Annotated in this window: 14 protein-coding genes, 3 tRNA genes and 1 riboswitch; of the genes, 10 read left to right on the top strand and 7 right to left on the bottom strand. The window is 34.7% G+C overall.

The window, feature by feature from the left end; all coding sequences use genetic code 11:
* The gene (locus tag ACNQF9_RS11035; protein ID WP_417990235.1) at positions 1–1143 is read right to left on the bottom strand and encodes an ABC transporter substrate-binding protein; all 1143 of its coding nucleotides are present in this window, start codon (positions 1141–1143) and stop codon (positions 1–3) included.
* An 82-nt stretch (positions 1144–1225) separates the two neighbouring features.
* Positions 1226–1493, top strand: a riboswitch (cobalamin riboswitch).
* 101 nt (positions 1494–1594) lie between these two features.
* Here ACNQF9_RS11035 and ACNQF9_RS11030 point away from each other — a divergent pair.
* Complete coding sequence (locus tag ACNQF9_RS11030) at positions 1595–3550, top strand: TonB-dependent receptor plug domain-containing protein (protein WP_417960516.1); 1956 nt, start codon at positions 1595–1597, stop codon at positions 3548–3550.
* A gap of 73 nt (positions 3551–3623) precedes the next feature.
* Here the strand turns inward: ACNQF9_RS11030 and ACNQF9_RS11025 are convergent, their stop codons facing one another.
* The gene (locus ACNQF9_RS11025) at positions 3624–5075 is read right to left on the bottom strand and encodes a S41 family peptidase (protein ID WP_417990234.1); all 1452 of its coding nucleotides are present in this window, start codon (positions 5073–5075) and stop codon (positions 3624–3626) included.
* Positions 5076–5195: 120 nt separating this feature from the next.
* On the opposite strand from ACNQF9_RS11025, the gene ACNQF9_RS11020 reads away from it, so the two are divergent.
* The 4 genes from ACNQF9_RS11020 to ACNQF9_RS11005 all read left to right on the top strand — a co-directional run bounded on the left by ACNQF9_RS11020 (position 5196) and on the right by ACNQF9_RS11005 (position 7400).
* A complete protein-coding gene (locus ACNQF9_RS11020) occupies positions 5196–5705 on the top strand; it encodes an RNA polymerase sigma factor (RefSeq protein WP_417990233.1) in 510 nt (169 codons plus the stop codon).
* A complete protein-coding gene (locus ACNQF9_RS11015; RefSeq protein WP_417990232.1) occupies positions 5692–6192 on the top strand; it encodes a hypothetical protein in 501 nt (166 codons plus the stop codon). The genes ACNQF9_RS11020 and ACNQF9_RS11015 overlap by 14 nt, the downstream gene beginning before the upstream one ends.
* A gap of 70 nt (positions 6193–6262) precedes the next feature.
* Positions 6263–6865: a DUF4252 domain-containing protein gene (locus tag ACNQF9_RS11010; protein WP_417960509.1), complete on the top strand. Its 603-nt coding sequence runs from the start codon at positions 6263–6265 to the stop codon at positions 6863–6865.
* Position 6866: 1 nt separating this feature from the next.
* Complete coding sequence (locus ACNQF9_RS11005; RefSeq protein ID WP_417960507.1) at positions 6867–7400, top strand: DUF4252 domain-containing protein; 534 nt, start codon at positions 6867–6869, stop codon at positions 7398–7400.
* A gap of 88 nt (positions 7401–7488) precedes the next feature.
* On the opposite strand, the gene ACNQF9_RS11000 is transcribed toward ACNQF9_RS11005, so the two are convergent.
* Positions 7489–7998: a tetratricopeptide repeat protein gene (locus tag ACNQF9_RS11000; protein ID WP_417960505.1), complete on the bottom strand. Its 510-nt coding sequence runs from the start codon at positions 7996–7998 to the stop codon at positions 7489–7491.
* 857 nt (positions 7999–8855) lie between these two features.
* On the opposite strand from ACNQF9_RS11000, the gene ACNQF9_RS10995 reads away from it, so the two are divergent.
* The 4 genes from ACNQF9_RS10995 (at position 8856) to ACNQF9_RS10980 (ending at position 15144) form a co-directional block, all read left to right on the top strand.
* On the top strand, positions 8856–9251 hold the full coding sequence (locus ACNQF9_RS10995; RefSeq protein WP_417960503.1) for a hypothetical protein: 396 nt from the start codon (positions 8856–8858) through the stop codon (positions 9249–9251).
* Between the two features lie 171 nt (positions 9252–9422).
* Positions 9423–10505: an efflux RND transporter periplasmic adaptor subunit gene (locus ACNQF9_RS10990; RefSeq protein ID WP_417960501.1), complete on the top strand. Its 1083-nt coding sequence runs from the start codon at positions 9423–9425 to the stop codon at positions 10503–10505.
* Positions 10506–10547: 42 nt separating this feature from the next.
* Positions 10548–13718 carry an efflux RND transporter permease subunit gene (locus ACNQF9_RS10985; RefSeq protein ID WP_417960499.1) on the top strand — a complete coding sequence of 1057 codons (3171 nt, stop codon included), beginning with the start codon at positions 10548–10550 and terminating at the stop codon, positions 13716–13718.
* Positions 13711–15144, top strand: a complete 1434-nt coding sequence (locus ACNQF9_RS10980) for a TolC family protein (protein ID WP_417990231.1) — start codon at positions 13711–13713, stop codon at positions 15142–15144. Before ACNQF9_RS10985 ends, ACNQF9_RS10980 begins: the two co-directional genes overlap by 8 nt.
* Positions 15145–15365: 221 nt before the next feature.
* Here the strand turns inward: ACNQF9_RS10980 and ACNQF9_RS10975 are convergent.
* The 3 genes from ACNQF9_RS10975 to ACNQF9_RS10965 form a co-directional block, all read right to left on the bottom strand.
* Positions 15366–15448, bottom strand: a tRNA-Leu gene (locus tag ACNQF9_RS10975).
* 42 nt (positions 15449–15490) lie between these two features.
* Positions 15491–15563 (bottom strand) — tRNA-Lys (locus ACNQF9_RS10970).
* Between the two features lie 37 nt (positions 15564–15600).
* Positions 15601–15673 (bottom strand) — tRNA-Lys (locus ACNQF9_RS10965).
* Between the two features lie 127 nt (positions 15674–15800).
* Here ACNQF9_RS10965 and ACNQF9_RS10960 point away from each other — a divergent pair.
* Complete coding sequence (locus ACNQF9_RS10960; RefSeq protein WP_417960495.1) at positions 15801–16319, top strand: shikimate kinase; 519 nt, start codon at positions 15801–15803, stop codon at positions 16317–16319.
* On the opposite strand, the gene ACNQF9_RS10955 is transcribed toward ACNQF9_RS10960, so the two are convergent.
* Positions 16311–16811 carry a phosphoribosyltransferase domain-containing protein gene (locus tag ACNQF9_RS10955; RefSeq protein ID WP_417990230.1) on the bottom strand — a complete coding sequence of 167 codons (501 nt, stop codon included), beginning with the start codon at positions 16809–16811 and terminating at the stop codon, positions 16311–16313. The genes ACNQF9_RS10960 and ACNQF9_RS10955 overlap by 9 nt on opposite strands.
* Between the last annotated feature and the right edge of the window lie 16 nt (positions 16812–16827).

Here is a 16827-nt window from a genome sequence, read left to right as displayed (position 1 = left end):
TTATTCTAATTTCTGAAAGAAAAAAAGTTTGTGATTGGGTAATAATTCGGGATGGAAAATTTTAATTAAATCTTTCAATACCCAGTCGGGGCGGGTGGGAGACCATTCAAAATATAAAATACCCCCTTTAGCACCTTTATTTATTCCGTACGAATATACTTTTTTATTTTTAAACGAAGTAAATTCACTGTAATGGGGATTGCTGTCGCTCATTTGTTTTAATGAAGAAAAATCGCCAGGAGCAATCCAATAGTCAGCATTTTGTGCTTTTTCTAAAATGGTTTCAAAGGGTAATGGTAAACTACCCGTTCCTTTAGTTTGCGCCCATAAATAATTTGATTGTGCATCCTTTAGAAATAGAGAAGCCCAACTCTCGCCTTGTGGTACGTACCATTGATCCTGAAACATAGCACCGCTAAGTACAGTAGGTTTTGAAACTGCCTTTTTAACTAAGACCAATGTGTTTTTATATTCTGTTTCTATTTTGGAAAAAACGGAATTTGCTTTAGTATTTAAACCATACAAAACGCCAAAAAATTTAATCCATTCCGCTTTTCCTAACGGTGATTGTTCGGTCCAATCCCCATTTATCATAACCTTTAAACCACTTTTTTGGAGGTTGTCTAAAGTGGGATTGCTGTTGTTTAAACCAAAACTAACAATTAAATCTGGAGCCATGTCTACAAGGACTTCGGTGTTTAATGTCTCGTTAGTGCCTACTTCTCTTACTTTTTCTATGTCAATTCGTTTGCGTGTTTTCTCTGAAGAAATATAATCAGTATTAGGAAATCCAACCAGCGTATTTTCTACGCCTAGCATTTCTAGTGCTGGAATATGGGTGGTTGAGGTTACAACTATTGATTTTAAAGGAATTGGAATTACTGTAAATCGTTTTAAACTGTCCGGAATAATACCATTTTTTTCTTGTAAAATATAAGTGAAATTTTCTTTGGCTTCAGGCCAAGGGTTAGTGATTTTCACGATTGCATAGCCCTTGTATCTGTAAATTTCTAATCCTTTAGCATATTGAATTTCATTCCTAATAGTTACGATTGCAGTATTAGAAGCATTGTTGTTTTGTTTACATCCGCTAAAGGAAATGACAAATAGAAAAAGCGTGAAATTTAAAAAAAATGATTTCATAAAAGTATTTTCAAGAGCTACAAAGGTATATTTAATCCTTTTTAAAAATCAAATTTTATTTTTTATTCCAATCATAAAGTTATATTTGCACCCGTATTGAGGTTGCTGTTTTGTTTTTTCAGAATAGCATTAAAAGGGAATCAGGTGAAAGATTATAGATTTGACGATTAAAGTTTTAGGAGTTGAATCCTAAAGCATGAATTTTAAATCATGAATTAAAATCCTGTGCTGTACCCGCAACTGTAAGCTATAAAGCTTGTTGTTATCTACAAACCACTGTTCGCTTTAAAGAATGGGAAGGTAAACAACAAGACGCAAGCCAGGAGACCTGCCTAGTACATCGAGTATCAAACTTTCGGGAAAAAAGGTTTGGGTATGGGTAATTCTATGCTTTTCTCCCACTTTTTAGTCATGTAACAGTAAAAAATACCTGTTGCGAAATGTTAATTAAATGAACAAAAAAATCGTTCGTATTAGTGCGTTGTGCGTACTAATGTCAACCTGTGCTTTTGCGCAACAAAATGAAGTTATCTCCACGCAAGATGAGTTGAGCGAAGTGGTAGTTTCAGACTCGAAATTTGCTTTAGCGAAAGAAAAATCTGGAAAAGTAATCACTAAAATTACAGCTGAAGATTTAAAAAACAAAGCAGGGCAAAGCATTGCAACCATCCTGAGTACCGTTGCAGGTCTAGAAATTAATGGGAACCAGAGTGCAGCCGGTAAAAATTTAGGATACTACATTCGTGGAGGGAAAAACAATCAAGTTCTTATTCTTATCGATGGAATTCCAGTGAATGATGCTTCAGGAATTAGTTTTGAGTATGATTTGCGTTTGCTTCCAGTGGAGCAGGTAGAAAGTATTGAGATTATGAAAGGAGCTGCCAGTACTCTTTATGGGTCTGGAGCGGCTACAGGTGTCATAAATATTACTTTGAAAAAATCGGGTAAGAAAGCAATTGAGGGAAATGCGTATGTAAATATCGGGACTAATAATACTGCGACGACCAACAAAACTACCGCTCAAAATTTTAATCAAGGTTTTTCAGTAAACGGAAATGCAAATAAAGTGAATTATTTTGCGTCTTTAAACAGTACCGAAGTTAGCGGAATTTCTCAGATTGCCCCTGTCAATCCAAAAGATAATTATGAAGAAGATCGTTTTTCTAGGATCAATTATTTGGCTAAACTAGGGTACAAAGCAACGGATAAATTGACCTTGGATTTCTTTGGGAATTATGATAAAATCAGTTTAGATTATGATGCTTCTTTTGATAATACCGGTACAAATGATACCAATTTAAATTCTACAGACTCAGAGCAATTTCGTTTTGGTTTTCTGCCAAAATATAAATATAATAAGGGAGAATTTGTTATGAATGCCAGTTTTAACAAAATTGTCCGTACCTATAATGATTTTGATTTTTACGCTAACAAAGCTGGATTTTCTCAGTACGAGTCCCGAAGTGTCAACGTGGATGCCTTCAATAAATACGAAGTTGCAGATTCTTTTTTCTTTGTTGCTGGGGCACAATACCAGTTCCATGACATGAATAGCGAAACGCCTTACGGAGGAATTATGAAGGAAGCTACTAAATTTAATATGATTGATCCTTATGTGACGGGAGTTTTTACCTCCGATTTTGGGTTGAATTTGAATGCTGGGGCACGTTTGAATATTCACAGTCAATATGGTAACCAATTGGTTTATAATGTAAATCCATCGTATGATTTCCAATCGATTCCATTGAAAATTTTAGCTTCTTATAGTACAGCGTTTGTTACGCCAAGTTTGTATCAATTGTATTCAGAATATGGAAATGGGGATTTGACACCGGAGAAAAATAGTACGATAGAAGCCGGTTTTGAAACACAGTTATTTGATAAAAGAATTAAACTGAATGCAGTAGGCTTTTATCGGGAACAAACCAATTTTATAGGATTCTATTTTGATCCAATAACTTTTGATTCTAATTATATCAATATAGATGGTATGAATAAGGCAAAAGGAGTAGAAACAGAAGTCTCTTTTGCCTTGAGCAAAAATATTAATTGGAATTCAAATTATACTTTTACACAAGTAGATCAAGCACTGGATCGATTGATTCCAAAACATAAAGTGAATTCAGCTGTTGATTTTCAAATCAATGACAGGTTGTTTTTTAATGTAAATTATCAATATGTGCATAGTAGAAACGATGCTTTTTTTGATGGAAATACGTTCACTACAAAGAAGATCGTTTTAGGTTCTTATCAACTTGTAAACTCATCTGTTCGTTACGAATTGATAAAAAACAGACTGTCTCTTTTTGGGGCGGTAAGTAATATTTTGAACGCTGATTTTGTTGAAAATGTTGGGTACAGTACTTTGGGGAGAAATTTTAAATTAGGAATGAATATTAAATTATAACGAGTCTCATTACATAAAGCAAAAAAAGGAAGCCTCACTAAGAGACTTCCTTTTTTTTTACACTACAATTGTTTTATTCTAAAGCTTTCAAAAGCCCTTCTGGAGCTTTTTCAAGATACATTTGATTTTGGATTCCTTTGATTGATTTTGCATCTTTAAAAAATTCAAAATCTTTTCCTTGACTTTGTTTCAACACTCTGGAGGTTCCGGTTATTTTTCCAATTGCAGTACTCAATAAAGGTTCAGTAGTATCGCCAAGAATTCCAAGGGTACTCAACGTTTCTTTTAACAAAAAGTCAGGTTGTAATCCACCGAAATAATCACCAAAACCAACTGAGTTGACAATTTTTAATACAATAGGTTGCATGGCATATCTGTGATTTGGGTTTCTGTTCTCAGATCCAAAACTAGGAGAGTCATAAAGGGTAACAGAACCTACATTTTTCCCCACGGTTACATCACCAATTTGTACCACGTTAATGTGTGGTTCTAATCCATTAATTACCAGTTCGCTTGCCGATGCGGAGCTTGCGGTAGTCAAAATGTAAACTTTGCTCATATTCAAACTATTAATAGATGTAGTTCCAATTTTGTCAGTGAAATAATTAAATAAAGCGGCAGGATTCTCAGCTTCGAAATACGCATTAATCTTAGCATTCCATTGTTGTTTTGCAAAAACTTTCCCTTTAAATTGTCCGGTTATCATACTCGCCAGTCGTGTAGCAGTTTGCACTGATCCTCCACCATTGTACCTTAAATCTAAAACTAAGTCGGTCACTCCTTGTGACTTTAAAGAAGCAAAAGCTTCGTTTAATTCGTTATCGTAATTTGCATAAAAACCATTATACATTAAATAGCCAATTTTATGAGAACCAGACGTAATAACTTTGTTGATTAGTATAGGATTTTCAGACAGTACGGTTTTGGTTAGCAAAACTGTTTTTCCATTCTGCACAATTGTGGTTCCGTTATATTCGGCAAGATTTAGCGTATAACTTTCGTTAGTGCCAAAAAGTAACGACTCATAGTTACTAATGGTGAGTTGTGTGCCATTTACAGCAGTAAAAAAATCACCGCGTTTTATGTTTTTAGTTGAAGCATCTGAATTTGCTATAATATAACGTACATAACCAAATACTTCTGTAGTACTCCCCGGTTTATAACTTAAACCAAAATCGACACCATTATTTTTAGTAGTTCCTTGAAGTGTACCTTCGAGCTCTAAATAATCACTTACAATCCAACTGAACCGATCAATGGAGCGATTAACTCTCAAAGCATTAAAAAGATCCTCTGGAACAGGGTATCCTTTTAAAAAAGTGTTTAACGCAGTTTGGTCCGCAAAACGATCATCTGCTAAGTTAGGGACTTCAGCTTGCCATAAATAATATTGGTTCATACCTTTCCATATAAAATCTTGGATGTCTAAACTAGCAGGAGGCGCAATATCATCATTATCTTGACAGCCTTGAAAAGATAAAGTTGCAATAAATAATAAAAGTGTAAATTTGAATGTGGTTCTCATAGTGTTGTTTTAATACTTAATTAACGTAAAAATACTAACTTTAGTTTTATTTTATAATTTATGTTGCAAAAATAAATTTGAATCGTCTTGATTGTATAACCAGTTTAATACTTAACTTTTATGACCCAAAATGAGTTTGTGCTGCTTGTGGCTCCTTTTAAAGACAAAGTCTTCAGATTAGCGAAACGATTGTTGGTAAGTACAGAGGAAGCTGAAGATGCTACTCAAGAGGTTTTTGTAAAATTATGGAGTAAAAATGGTAGTTTGACTGGATTCACGAGTGTTGAAGCATTTGCGATGACGATGACTAAAAATTATTGTTTGGATCAATTAAAATCCAAAAGGGCTGGAAATCTTAAAATAGTGCATACTAATTATGCGGATTCCGAACCTGCATTAGATAAAAAATTAGAAGATAACGATAGTTTAAATTGGGTGGAAAGAAGTATCAGTCTATTACCAGAGCAGCAGCGTATCATTATTCAACTTCGCGATATAGAGGAATACGAGTTTGAGGAAATGGCAAAAATGTTAGATATGAAGGAGAGTGCCATTAGGGTGGCGCTTTCAAGAGCACGAAAAACTATACGGGAATACATGATAAATACACACAATTATGGAATTATATAAAGTAGAACAGTTGTTAGAGAAATATTTTGATGGAGAAACAACTATTCAGGAGGAGAGAGATTTACAAGATTATTTTTTATCGGAAGATGTTGCTCCTCATTTAGCAGCATATAAGTTATTATTTGAACATTTTGCAGCTACCAGAGCGCAGCAGTTTGAACAAGAAATGCTTCCATTTGAAGGACAGCGTATTCCACATAGAGATAGAAAACAAAATGTAGTATGGCTTTCTATTGCGGCTTCGGTAGCTATATTGTTAGGAGTAGGAAGCTATGTGTTTTATAATTCGGAATCTGTAGTAAGTCAAAGTAAAGATTTAGGAACGTATGATGATCCGAAAGTAGCTTTAAAAGCAACTCAAAAGGCATTGTCTTTATTATCTAATAAAGTAAATGTTGGCATAGAAACGGTTCAGTATATAGAGGAATATGAAATCACTAAAAATAAAGTGTTCATAAACACGGAACGTAAATCAGGAGGTATTTAACTGCTTTTTGAAAATAATTGAAAAATAAAACCACTAGAATTAATTTTAAACAATGCTAAATAAATTAAAAATGAAATCAATCAATCCCAATTCAAGTTTGTGCACAGCAATAGAGCAGCACAATAACGACACAACCTTAATCTCAGGTAAAAAGATTTTACTCACTTTGCTTTTTGTCTTAATTTCCAGTCCGTTTTTTGCGCAAGCAGCTTTCGATAAATTCGACGGTCAAGATGATGTAACTTCGATTATTGTCAATAAAAAAATGTTCGACTTAATGAGTAAAGTGAAAGTAGATGCTTCGGATAAAGAAATGCAGCAATATTTAAGCCTAATAAAAAAACTTGATAATCTAAAAGTGTTTACCACAAAAAGTACTCGAGTGGAAGGCGAAATGAAATTAGTTGCAGACAAGTACATCAAATCAGCAGGTTTAGAAGAGTTGATGCGTGTGAATGAGAATGGAAGAAACATAAAAATTTTGGTTAAATCAGGTGCTTCAGATTCCCAAATTAGAGAGTTGCTGATGTTTATTGAGGGAGCTAAAAATGATGATACAGTTCTCATGTCATTGACGGGTAATTTCGATTTGAATGAAATTTCAGTTCTAACTGATAAAATGAGAATTCCTGGAGGCGATGACTTGAAGAAAGCAACTAAAGGAAAAAAGTAACATGAAAATAATTTATGGAATTACGCTGCTGTTTAGTTTATTCCTGATCAGTTGCAGCTCAGAGCCAACTTTGCAAAAGTATTTTGTAGAAAATACCGAAAACAAAAATTTTGTAGCCCTTGATGTTTCTCCTAGTATTTTGAATGTTGATAAGACAAAATTATCAGTAGCCCAAACTGATGCTTTGAAATCGTTTGATAAAATGAATATCCTTGCTTTTAAAGTGAATAATAATAACAAGGCAGAATTTGAAATGGAACGCGCCAAAGTTAATTTGATTTTGAAAGATAAAAAGTATCAGCAATTGATGAAATTTGGTTCTGGAAAGGAAGGTGCTTCGGTAAGTTTTGTAGGCACGGATGAACACATTGAGGAATTTATATTGTATGCCAATAAAAAAGAAAACGGTTTTGCTGTTGTCCGGATTTTGGGTAAAAACATGAATCCAACTACTATTATGACCCTGATGAGTATGTTGCAGCAGTCAAACATCGATTTAGAACAATTGAAACCGTTACAGCAATTAATGAAATAAACGGTTTTGTAAATATTAAAAAAGCGTCTTGATAATTTTAAGACGCTTTTTTATTTAACCTAAATTTTAGAAAATTATCGTTAAAAAATTATTTACAAAACATTTTTTTATTTTTAATAGCGCTCTGACTGCCTAATTGGATTGCTTTTGTAAAATCGGCACAAGCATTTTTCTTGTTTTGTGCATGAAAATTAGAAAGACCTCTCAAATTATAGGCAATGTAATCCTTTGCATTTAAACCAATGGATATAGTGCAATCTTCAATAGTACTCTTGTAATCCTTGGCTTTATAGTTTATATCTGCTCTTGTAGTGTATGCATCGCCTTTTTTGGGATCTATTTTAATCGTTGTGTTTGCATCGGCTAGAGCACCTTTAATATCGCCTAATTTTTGTTTCAAAAGTGCTCTGTTTAAGTATGCTTCCGCAAATATAGGATCCACTTTAATTGCTTTGGTGTAATCATCAATGGCTCCTTTAATATTTCCGGCTTCAGCTTTCTTTAATGCTTTGTCAAATAGATCATATGCGATTGGGTTTTGGCTCCATCCAGCTAGGGAACTTAATAATAATAATAAGAGAAGAATTAATTTTTTCATAAAAATTTAAGGTTTGAAATGGGGGAGTTTATTTAATGATTAAAGGTATTTACCAGATAAAGGTACAATACTTTTTTAATTATTTAAATAACGAACAGGAATGGAATTTATTTTAAAGAAGGTTTTTAAATACTTAAATGAGTTGTTTCTCTTCTGGATTTAAAAGTTAGATTTTTAAAAAAAAGATTTAATAACGTTAGATTAAAGGTCTATTATTCTTGTAGGACAAATGTTTTTTATAAAGGGATTCAGTCTAAAAAAATCACTAAAAGTTGGTATTGTCAAATCTTTTTAATAGCTATAAATTTGTCTTAACGAAGATTTTTATTTTATTACGATTATCTAACGATTACTTTTCTGGAGATGAAAAAGACAGGGCAACACAAACAAAACAATAAACTGGTTAGGGCAAAAAAATATATAGTGTTTTTCTATATAGGTTCTTTCCTGGTATTAACAGCAAGCTTGGCTGTTTGTACTTTGTTAGGAATGTTTTTAAAAAACACTTTAAAAAGTGTTTTTTAAAAATTGAAACAGGATGTTTATTTATCACTAATTATATGTTGTAAGCTAACCGTTTTTTATAATTGTTTAAAATAATTTTAGTGCTATTTTATACAAGATTTGGAGAAATTAACTTATTTAAAATAAGTAGTAGCAATATATTTTATGATTCAAGAAAAAGAACTTAATGAATTGTCGTTTTTAAAATGTTAAAATTTCACAAAATGTTTAAACATATTTATTTTTAATAAATAACAAAGGCGAATAATAAAAAACGTTTTCGTCCTTTTTTTTTGTTAAACATAATTGATTTCTTTTATTTCAATCGTTACTTTTATTACTTTTGATGCCCAATGAAAGTAGTTGTATTTTTCTTATACTTGTGTTTCCATCTGCTAGGTGGAGGGAATTATGTTCATGCAGCAACGCATGATAGCAGTATAAGCAGCGCTTTAACTTCAAGCAGTGTAAAAAATGGAGAAGTAAGATTTGACAACACCAATCATAGTAGTAGTATAATTATCTCAGCTGATTTTGAATTAGAAGAGGAGTGCTTCAGCGGTGAGAATCTTAAAGATAAGGTTTCAGATAATTTTTTTACTAATAAAATAGACTTGTCCAGAAACTGGTATTTGATGTTCTCCTGTCAGCCAGTTTTAAATTATTATACCAAGAATTTTAAAATCTCTTCCCCGTTTTGTGGTCAATCAAATCCTATTTATATTACTCAGAGCGTTTTAAGGATTTGATAATTGCGCTACGTCAATTTCCAAAGTTGTAATCCCTACTTACCTCGTGAAAATATAGTGCCTTATTTTTGGGTACCGGAATACAAATACTTTTCAGGAAATTGATGACTTTTTACGTCTAAAGGAATTCTTAATTCCAAGCATCAATTCGCTTAATTTCTATTTTATATCATGAAAAGAATACTCGTTATCACGGGCTTAATTGCCTTGTTGTACCTCACAGGCTGTACAACTAAAAAAGAAGAAAAAGAAGAAGCTGAAAAATTTACAGTTACAAATCCAATAAAAATAGATACTTCATATACCAAGGAATATGTTTCGCAGATCAAATCTGTTCGAAATATTGAAATTCGAGCACAAGAAAAAGGGTATCTGCAAAACATTTATGTGGATGAAGGGCAGTTTGTGAAGGCAGGTCAACTATTGTTTAGAATCATGCCAAGAATTTATGAAGCTGAATTGCAAAAAGCAAAAGCAGAAGAAAAAGCGGCACAGATCGAATTACTGAATGCCAAAACCTTGGCGGATAAAAATGTAGTTTCAAAAAATGAGCAAGCGATGGCGCAAGCTAAACTTGAACAAGCAAAAGCAGAAGTGTCGCTAGCAAAAATCCATTTGTCATTTACCGAAATTAGAGCGCCTTTTGACGGTACCATTGACCGTATTCCGTTGAAATTAGGAAGTCTTATTGATGAAGGCGAATTGCTGACAAGCCTTTCTGACAATAGTCAGATGTTTGCTTACTTTAATGTTTCGGAACCAGAATATATCGATTATCAAACCAATTTAAAAAACCGTGCCGAAACAAATGTAACGCTAATTCTAGCAAACAATCAACCCTTTAAATACAGAGGAAAAGTTGAAATTATTGAAAGTGAATTCAATAATGAAACCGGGAATATAGCTTTCCGAGCAAAATTCCCTAATGGAGATAAACTGTTAAGAAATGGTGAAACGGGGGAGGTTCAGATGTTGGTTCCGCTTCGAAATGCTATTGTAATTCCGCAGAAAGCAACGTATGAAATTCAAGATAAGAAATATGTTTTTGTGGTCGATAAAAATAATAAAGTGCGATCCAGGGAAATAACTATAAATAGTGAAATGCCCGACTTGTATGTCGTAAGCAGTGGTATTTCTGAGAATGATAAAATCGTGTTAGAAGGGGTTCAGAAAGTAAAAGAAGAGGACAAAATCAAGTATGAATATCTAGCACCTAATATGGTTCTGGCTCATTTGCGATTAAAAGCGGAATAACTTCGTAATTCCAATTTGGTTTAATCATTAAAAAATAAATAGATGTTTAATAAATTCATTGAAAGACCAGTTCTATCGATTGTAATATCGCTAATAATAGTCTTTTTGGGTGTCTTGGCTCTAACAAATTTGCCAGTGACTCAATTCCCTTCAATTTCTCCACCAAAAGTCAATATAACAGCCGATTTTCCTGGCGCTAACGGTGAACTGATGATCAAATCAGTAATTATTCCGTTAGAAAGAGCCTTGAATGGTGTTCCAGGAATGAAATATATGACTTCTGATGCGGGTAATGATGGAGAGGCTAGCATACAAGTAATATTTAATTTAGGTACAGACCCAAATCAAGCAGCAATAAATGTTCAAAATCGGGTTGCTTCGGTGGTTAATAAATTACCGCCATTAGTGGTAAGAGAAGGTTTAAAGATTACACGTGAAGAATCGAGTATGTTAATGTATGTAAACCTTTATAGTAAGGATAACAATACCGATCAAAAATTTCTTTACAACTTTGCCGAAATTAATATCCTTTCCGAATTAAAAAGGGTAAATGGAGTAGGTTTTGCTGATGTTTTGGGTACGCGTGAGTATGCCATGAGAATTTGGTTGAAACCAGATAGAATGTTGGCTTATAAAATCTCTACAGATGAGGTTATGGAAGCATTGGCCAATCAAAGTTTGGAAGCATCGCCAGGTAAAACTGGTGAGAGTTCCGGTAAACGATCTCAGGCATTTGAATATGTATTGAAATATTCTGGACGATTTACAACAAAAGAGCAATACGGAAATGTTGTCTTACGAGCTAGCGCTGACGGTGAAATTTTACGATTAAAAGACGTTGCTAATATTGAGTTTGGAAGTTCTATGTACGATATTTACTCGAACCTAAACGGTAAGCCTTCTGCTGCAATTGTATTGAAGCAATCGTATGGTAGTAATGCCAGCCAGGTTATTAAAGAGGTAAAGGCAAAATTAGCAGAAATCAAGAAAAATTCTTTCCCAAAAGGAATGGATTACGAAATTAGTTATGACGTTTCTAAATTTCTGGATGCTTCTATCGAAAAAGTAATTCACACTTTGGTTGAAGCTTTTATTCTGGTGGGATTGGTTGTGTTTTTGTTTTTAGGAGATTGGAGATCAACTATTATACCGGCAATTGCAGTGCCCGTATCACTTATTGGAACTTTTGTTTTCATGCAATTCTTTGGAATTTCGCTCAACCTTATTACTTTATTTGCACTGGTATTAGCGATCGGTGTCGTGGTTGATGATGCTATTGTGGTGATCGAAGCCGTGCATGCCAAGATGGAAGAAGAGCATCTGTCAGCCATAAAAGCGACTAAAAAAGCGATGCATGAAATTGCGGGTGCTATTATTGCCATTACCTTTTTGATGGCTGCGGTATTCATTCCAGTTGCGTTTATGTCAGGTCCTGTTGGGATATTCTATCGTCAGTTCTCCATCACTATGGCAACTGCAATTATTCTATCTGGTATTGTGGCATTAACGCTAACACCGGCGCTTTGTGCTATGATGTTGAAAAACAATCACGGTAAGCCTAAAAAGAAAACTCCGGTAAACAGATTTATAGATGGTTTTAATACTACGTTTAATACTACGGCTGGAAAGTACCAAAATGCGTTGAGTCATATTGTAAATAGAAGAACCATCACTTTTATCGTGCTCATAGGTTTCTGTGTAGGTACATGGGTAATAAGTAGCAATGTGCCTTCTGGTTTTATTCCAAATGAAGATCAAGGGATGTTTTATGCTATTATTCAAACTCCTCCAGGTTCATCATTAGAAAGAACCAATAGTGTTGCCGAAAAACTGCAGAAAATTGCTGAAACTGTCGAAGGTGTCCAATCAGTTTCGGCTTTGGCAGGTTATGAAATTCTGACAGAAGGTACTGGTTCAAGCACCGGAACTTGTTTGATAAACCTCAAAGATTGGAACGATAGGAAAAATGCAGTACAAGAGGTTATGGCAGAATTAGAAGAAAAAGCTAAAAACATTCCCGGTGCAAACATTGAATTTTTCCAGCCCCCTGCTGTCCCGGGGTATGGAGCTGCAGGTGGGTTTGAACTTCGTTTGCTTGATAAAGCGGGTTCAGGGGATTATAAAAAAATGGAAACAGTAAATACTGAATTCGTTAACGAGTTAAATAAACGTCCTGAGCTAGCTTCAGTATTTAGCTTTTACAGTGCCAGTTTTCCGCAGTTTATGATGAAAGTTGATAATGATTTGGCACAGCAAAAAGGCGTATCCATTGATAATGCTATGAATACTTTATCTACACTGGTGGGGAGTAATTATGAAATTAGCTTTATTAAGTACGGATTTAATTATAAAGTAATTGTGCAGGCAGCTCCAGAATATAGAGCTTTGCCTGAAGATATTTTAAAATTGTATGTAAAGAATAACCGAGATGAAATGGTTCCTTTTTCGGCTTTCATGAAGTTGGAAAAAGTATATGGATTGTCGGAAATTACACGGCACAATATGTATACTTCTGCTGAAATAAGTGGAGCCGCAGCTGAGGGGTACAGTAGTGGTGAAGCCATTAAAGCGATTCAGGAAGTGGCAGAAAAAAAACTGCCTAGAGGGTATGGGATTGACTGGGCGGGAATTTCTGCCGATGAAGTAGCACAAGGGAATCAAGCCATTTGGATCTTCTTGATTTGTTTAGGTTTTGTGTACTTAGTTTTAGCAGCACAATATGAAAGTTTTATTTTGCCATTATCGGTCATTCTCTCTTTGCCAGCCGGTATTTTTGGTGCGTTCCTTCTATTAAAGCTAACAGGCTTAGAAAATAATATATATGCTCAGGTAGCTATGGTTATGCTTATTGGTCTGTTGGGTAAAAATGCCGTTTTGATTGTCGAGTTTGCTATTCAAAGACATGCAGCAGGAAAATCAGTGCTCGAAGCAGCCATGGAAGGTTCTAAAGCGAGATTCCGCCCTATTTTGATGACTTCATTTGCCTTTATTGCCGGTTTAATTCCTTTGGTGTTTGCCTCTGGACCAGGTAAAATTGGTAACAGAACTATTGGTACTGCTGCGGTGGGAGGGATGCTAATCGGAACAATTTGTGGTGTATTTATTATTCCTGGATTGTATTACGTTTTTGGTAGAATCGCAGAAAAATACAAGTTAGTAAAAAAGGAAGAAGAAAATCCATTAACGGAAGAAATTGATAATAATCATGTATAAAATCAAGCTACATAAATATTTTATCTCGTTAGGTATTTGCCTGGCGGTGGTAAGCTGTAAAGCTCCAGTAATCGCTACATCGGATGTAAATAGCCCTATTCCGGAATCTTTCGGAAGTAATCGGGATTCCACTAATACGGCTGCAATTCAATGGGGGAATTTCTTTAAGGACAAAAACCTGATAGCTTTGATTGATACAGCGCTTCAAAATAATCAGGAGCTGATGATCACTTTGCAGGAAATTGAAATTGCAAAGAATGAAATCCGAATCAAAAAAGGGGCGTTGTTTCCAACAGTTGGTTTAAGGGCTGGCTCCGGAGTTGAAAAGGTAGGGCGGTACACCAGTCAAGGCGCTGGTGATGCAGCTACAGAAATTGTTCCTGGCATTGAAGTTCCGGATGCGCTAAAGGATTATACCGTGGCTGCTTATGCAAAATGGGAGATAGATATCTGGAAGAAATTGCGTAATGCTAAGAAAGCGGCTGTAAGCAGGTATTTATCTACCGTAGAAGGGAAAAATTTTGTGATTACAAACCTTATCGCTGAGGTTGCAGCTTCGTATTACGAATTACTCGCTCTCGACAGTCAGTTGGGAATTGTAAAACAGAATATCAACTTGCAAAGTAATGCCTTGGAAATCGTCAAAATCCAAAAACAAGCTGCTAGGACTACTGAATTAGCTGTTCAAAAGTTTAGAGCGGAGGTGTTAATTTCCAAAAGTATGGAATTTGATATTTTTCAAAAGATAAAGGAAACGGAGAATAAGATTAACTTTTTGCTGGGGCGCTATCCGCAAGAAATAGCGAGGGATAAAAGTGATTTTTTAAGTTTGCTACCTTCAGGAATTAATTCGGGAATTCCATCACAATTATTAGCCAACCGTCCGGATATTAAACAGGCGGAATTAGAATTGGCTGCGGCAAAGCTAGATGTGAAAGTGGCTCGTGCAGAATTTTATCCTTCGCTTGATATTACGGCAGCATTAGGAATACAGGCATTTAAACCTTCTTATTTCTTTAAGTTCCCTGAATCAGTACTTTATTCTCTAGCGGGTGATATCGCTGGACCACTAATCAATCGGAACGCGATTAAAGCCGAGTTTTACAACGCCAATTCAAGGCAACTTCAAGCGATGTATAATTATCAGCGTACGCTTTTAAATGCGTATCTGGAAGTATCTAATCAACTTTCTAGAATTCGTAATTTGGAGAAGAGTTATGATTTAAAATCACAACAAGTAGATGCTCTTAACATGTCTATAGAAATAGCAGGTGATTTATTTAAATCTGCCAGAGCTGATTATTTTGAAGTTTTGATGACGCAACGCGACGCGCTGGAATCTAAACTCGAGCTTATAGAAACCAAAAAAGCGCAGCTGAATGCCGTAGTGCACGTCTACAGGGATTTAGGCGGTGGCTGGAAATAAAAAAAACTAAAGGTAAGAGCCAGTCCATTTTGACTGGCTTTTTTATTGATGCTACAGTAGTAGCGTTACTCGATGTATGTTTTAATTAGAAAATAAAAGAATTTTAGGAGTAATTTTAGGACGAGTTTTATATTAACGAAGGTTTTAATCTACACTTTTCAATTTGGTTGACTAAATGTTGACTAAAACCTTTGTTAAATCCTGTAAACAGGCTTTTAAAGTGACCACGGTGGGATTTGAACCCACACGCCCTTGCGAGCACCAGCCCCTCAAGCTGGCAAGTCTACCGTTTCTCCACGTGGCCATAAAAAAGAAAAGGCCAAGTAATAAATTACTCGACCTTTAGTGACCCGACTGGGGCTCGAACCCAGGACCCCATCATTAAAAGTGATGTGCTCTACCAACTGAGCTATCGAGTCAATGCTTCAAGAAAAGTATGTGTTGATCACAAATTTGTGACCCGACTGGGGCTCGAACCCAGGACCCCATCATTAAAAGTGATGTGCTCTACCAACTGAGCTATCGAGTCATTTTCTTTCCTTGAATGCGGGTGCAAATATAAGGACTTTTTTTGGAGTTTTCCAAGCAATTTTATTATAAATTTGTCTTTTTTAAACAAAATTACTCAACACCTTAATTTGTAAGGTTTTATTCAGATGAAAAAAATAGTTTTATTAGGTTATATGGGTTGTGGTAAGTCTACAATTGCAAATAAATTGTCACAAAATATCGGAATCCCATTTGTTGATTTGGATAAAAAGATCGAAGAGAAAGTAGGTTTATCTGTAAACACCATTTTTGAAACTCATGGAGAAATTTATTTTAGAAAGTTAGAACATGAAGTTTTTATAGAATTATTAAATTCACCCGACAACTTAATTATAGGTTTAGGAGGAGGAACGCCATGTTATGCGAACAATCATGAATTGTTAAAAGCGTCGCATGTCATTTCTATTTATCTAAAGGCTTCAATAGATACGTTATTCAGTAGATTGGCTTTTAATAAAAGCAAGCGCCCTCTTATTGCGGATAAAAGCGAAGAGGAAATGAAAGAGTTTATAGCAAAACATCTTTTTGATAGAAGTTTCTATTACAACCAAGCACAATACAAAATTACAGTTGATGATAAAACGGTCGATCAGACTATTCAGGATATTAGTGCGCTCTTAGCTTAAATAAGCATAATTATCCTCATTTTCGTCAAAAACTACTTGCACGTGTTCTAGTAAAGAGGTGGATAACGATATTCCTTTAAAATCAGCTTTTACTGGGTACTTCTTATGATTTCTGTCGATTAAAACTGCGGTCTTAAATTTTTTCAAAGGGACGTCTATAAAGTGTCTTACCGCATAGATTAGTGTTGTGCCCGAGTTTAGAACATCATCCACTAACACTAAGCCTTTATTGGCGTATTGTTCTTTTGACAGTGAGGTATGAATAGGTAATTGGGGATTTTGCTTATTGATTTGTACTTCACATAGTGAGACTTTTAAAGTAGCAATAGTTTCCAGAGCCGAGGCTATTTTTTTTGCAAATATAAAACCGTTTGCTGCAATTCCAGCAATGACAATTTCTTCTTCATCTACGAATGTTTCATAGATTTGGTACGCAATTCTTTTTATTTTATGCTCTATTTCCTGATTCGTTAAGATGATATTTTTGCTCATTATTTTAGTTTATTGT

It is taken from the genome of Flavobacterium amylolyticum (genome assembly GCF_048284335.1).
Taxonomy (GTDB): Bacteria; Bacteroidota; Bacteroidia; order Flavobacteriales; family Flavobacteriaceae; genus Flavobacterium.
This window is presented reverse-complemented; position numbering and strand designations above follow the sequence as displayed.

Excerpts from the sequence above, each read along its gene's own strand:
- ACNQF9_RS10995 (WP_417960503.1), top strand. The coding sequence starts at position 8,856 with ATGAAAGTAGTTGTATTTTTCTTATACTTGTGTTTCCATCTGCTAGGT.
- ACNQF9_RS11000 (WP_417960505.1), bottom strand. The coding sequence starts at position 7,998 with ATGAAAAAATTAATTCTTCTCTTATTATTATTATTAAGTTCCCTAGCT.
- ACNQF9_RS11025 (WP_417990234.1), bottom strand. The coding sequence starts at position 5,075 with ATGAGAACCACATTCAAATTTACACTTTTATTATTTATTGCAACTTTA.
- ACNQF9_RS10960 (WP_417960495.1), top strand. The coding sequence starts at position 15,801 with ATGAAAAAAATAGTTTTATTAGGTTATATGGGTTGTGGTAAGTCTACA.
- ACNQF9_RS11030 (WP_417960516.1), top strand. The coding sequence starts at position 1,595 with ATGAACAAAAAAATCGTTCGTATTAGTGCGTTGTGCGTACTAATGTCA.
- ACNQF9_RS10990 (WP_417960501.1), top strand. The coding sequence starts at position 9,423 with ATGAAAAGAATACTCGTTATCACGGGCTTAATTGCCTTGTTGTACCTC.
- ACNQF9_RS11005 (WP_417960507.1), top strand. The coding sequence starts at position 6,867 with ATGAAAATAATTTATGGAATTACGCTGCTGTTTAGTTTATTCCTGATC.
- ACNQF9_RS10980 (WP_417990231.1), top strand. The coding sequence starts at position 13,711 with ATGTATAAAATCAAGCTACATAAATATTTTATCTCGTTAGGTATTTGC.
- ACNQF9_RS11015 (WP_417990232.1), top strand. The coding sequence starts at position 5,692 with ATGGAATTATATAAAGTAGAACAGTTGTTAGAGAAATATTTTGATGGA.
- ACNQF9_RS10955 (WP_417990230.1), bottom strand. The coding sequence starts at position 16,811 with ATGAGCAAAAATATCATCTTAACGAATCAGGAAATAGAGCATAAAATA.
- ACNQF9_RS11035 (WP_417990235.1), bottom strand. The coding sequence starts at position 1,143 with ATGAAATCATTTTTTTTAAATTTCACGCTTTTTCTATTTGTCATTTCC.
- ACNQF9_RS11010 (WP_417960509.1), top strand. The coding sequence starts at position 6,263 with ATGAAATCAATCAATCCCAATTCAAGTTTGTGCACAGCAATAGAGCAG.
- ACNQF9_RS10985 (WP_417960499.1), top strand. The coding sequence starts at position 10,548 with ATGTTTAATAAATTCATTGAAAGACCAGTTCTATCGATTGTAATATCG.
- ACNQF9_RS11020 (WP_417990233.1), top strand. The coding sequence starts at position 5,196 with ATGACCCAAAATGAGTTTGTGCTGCTTGTGGCTCCTTTTAAAGACAAA.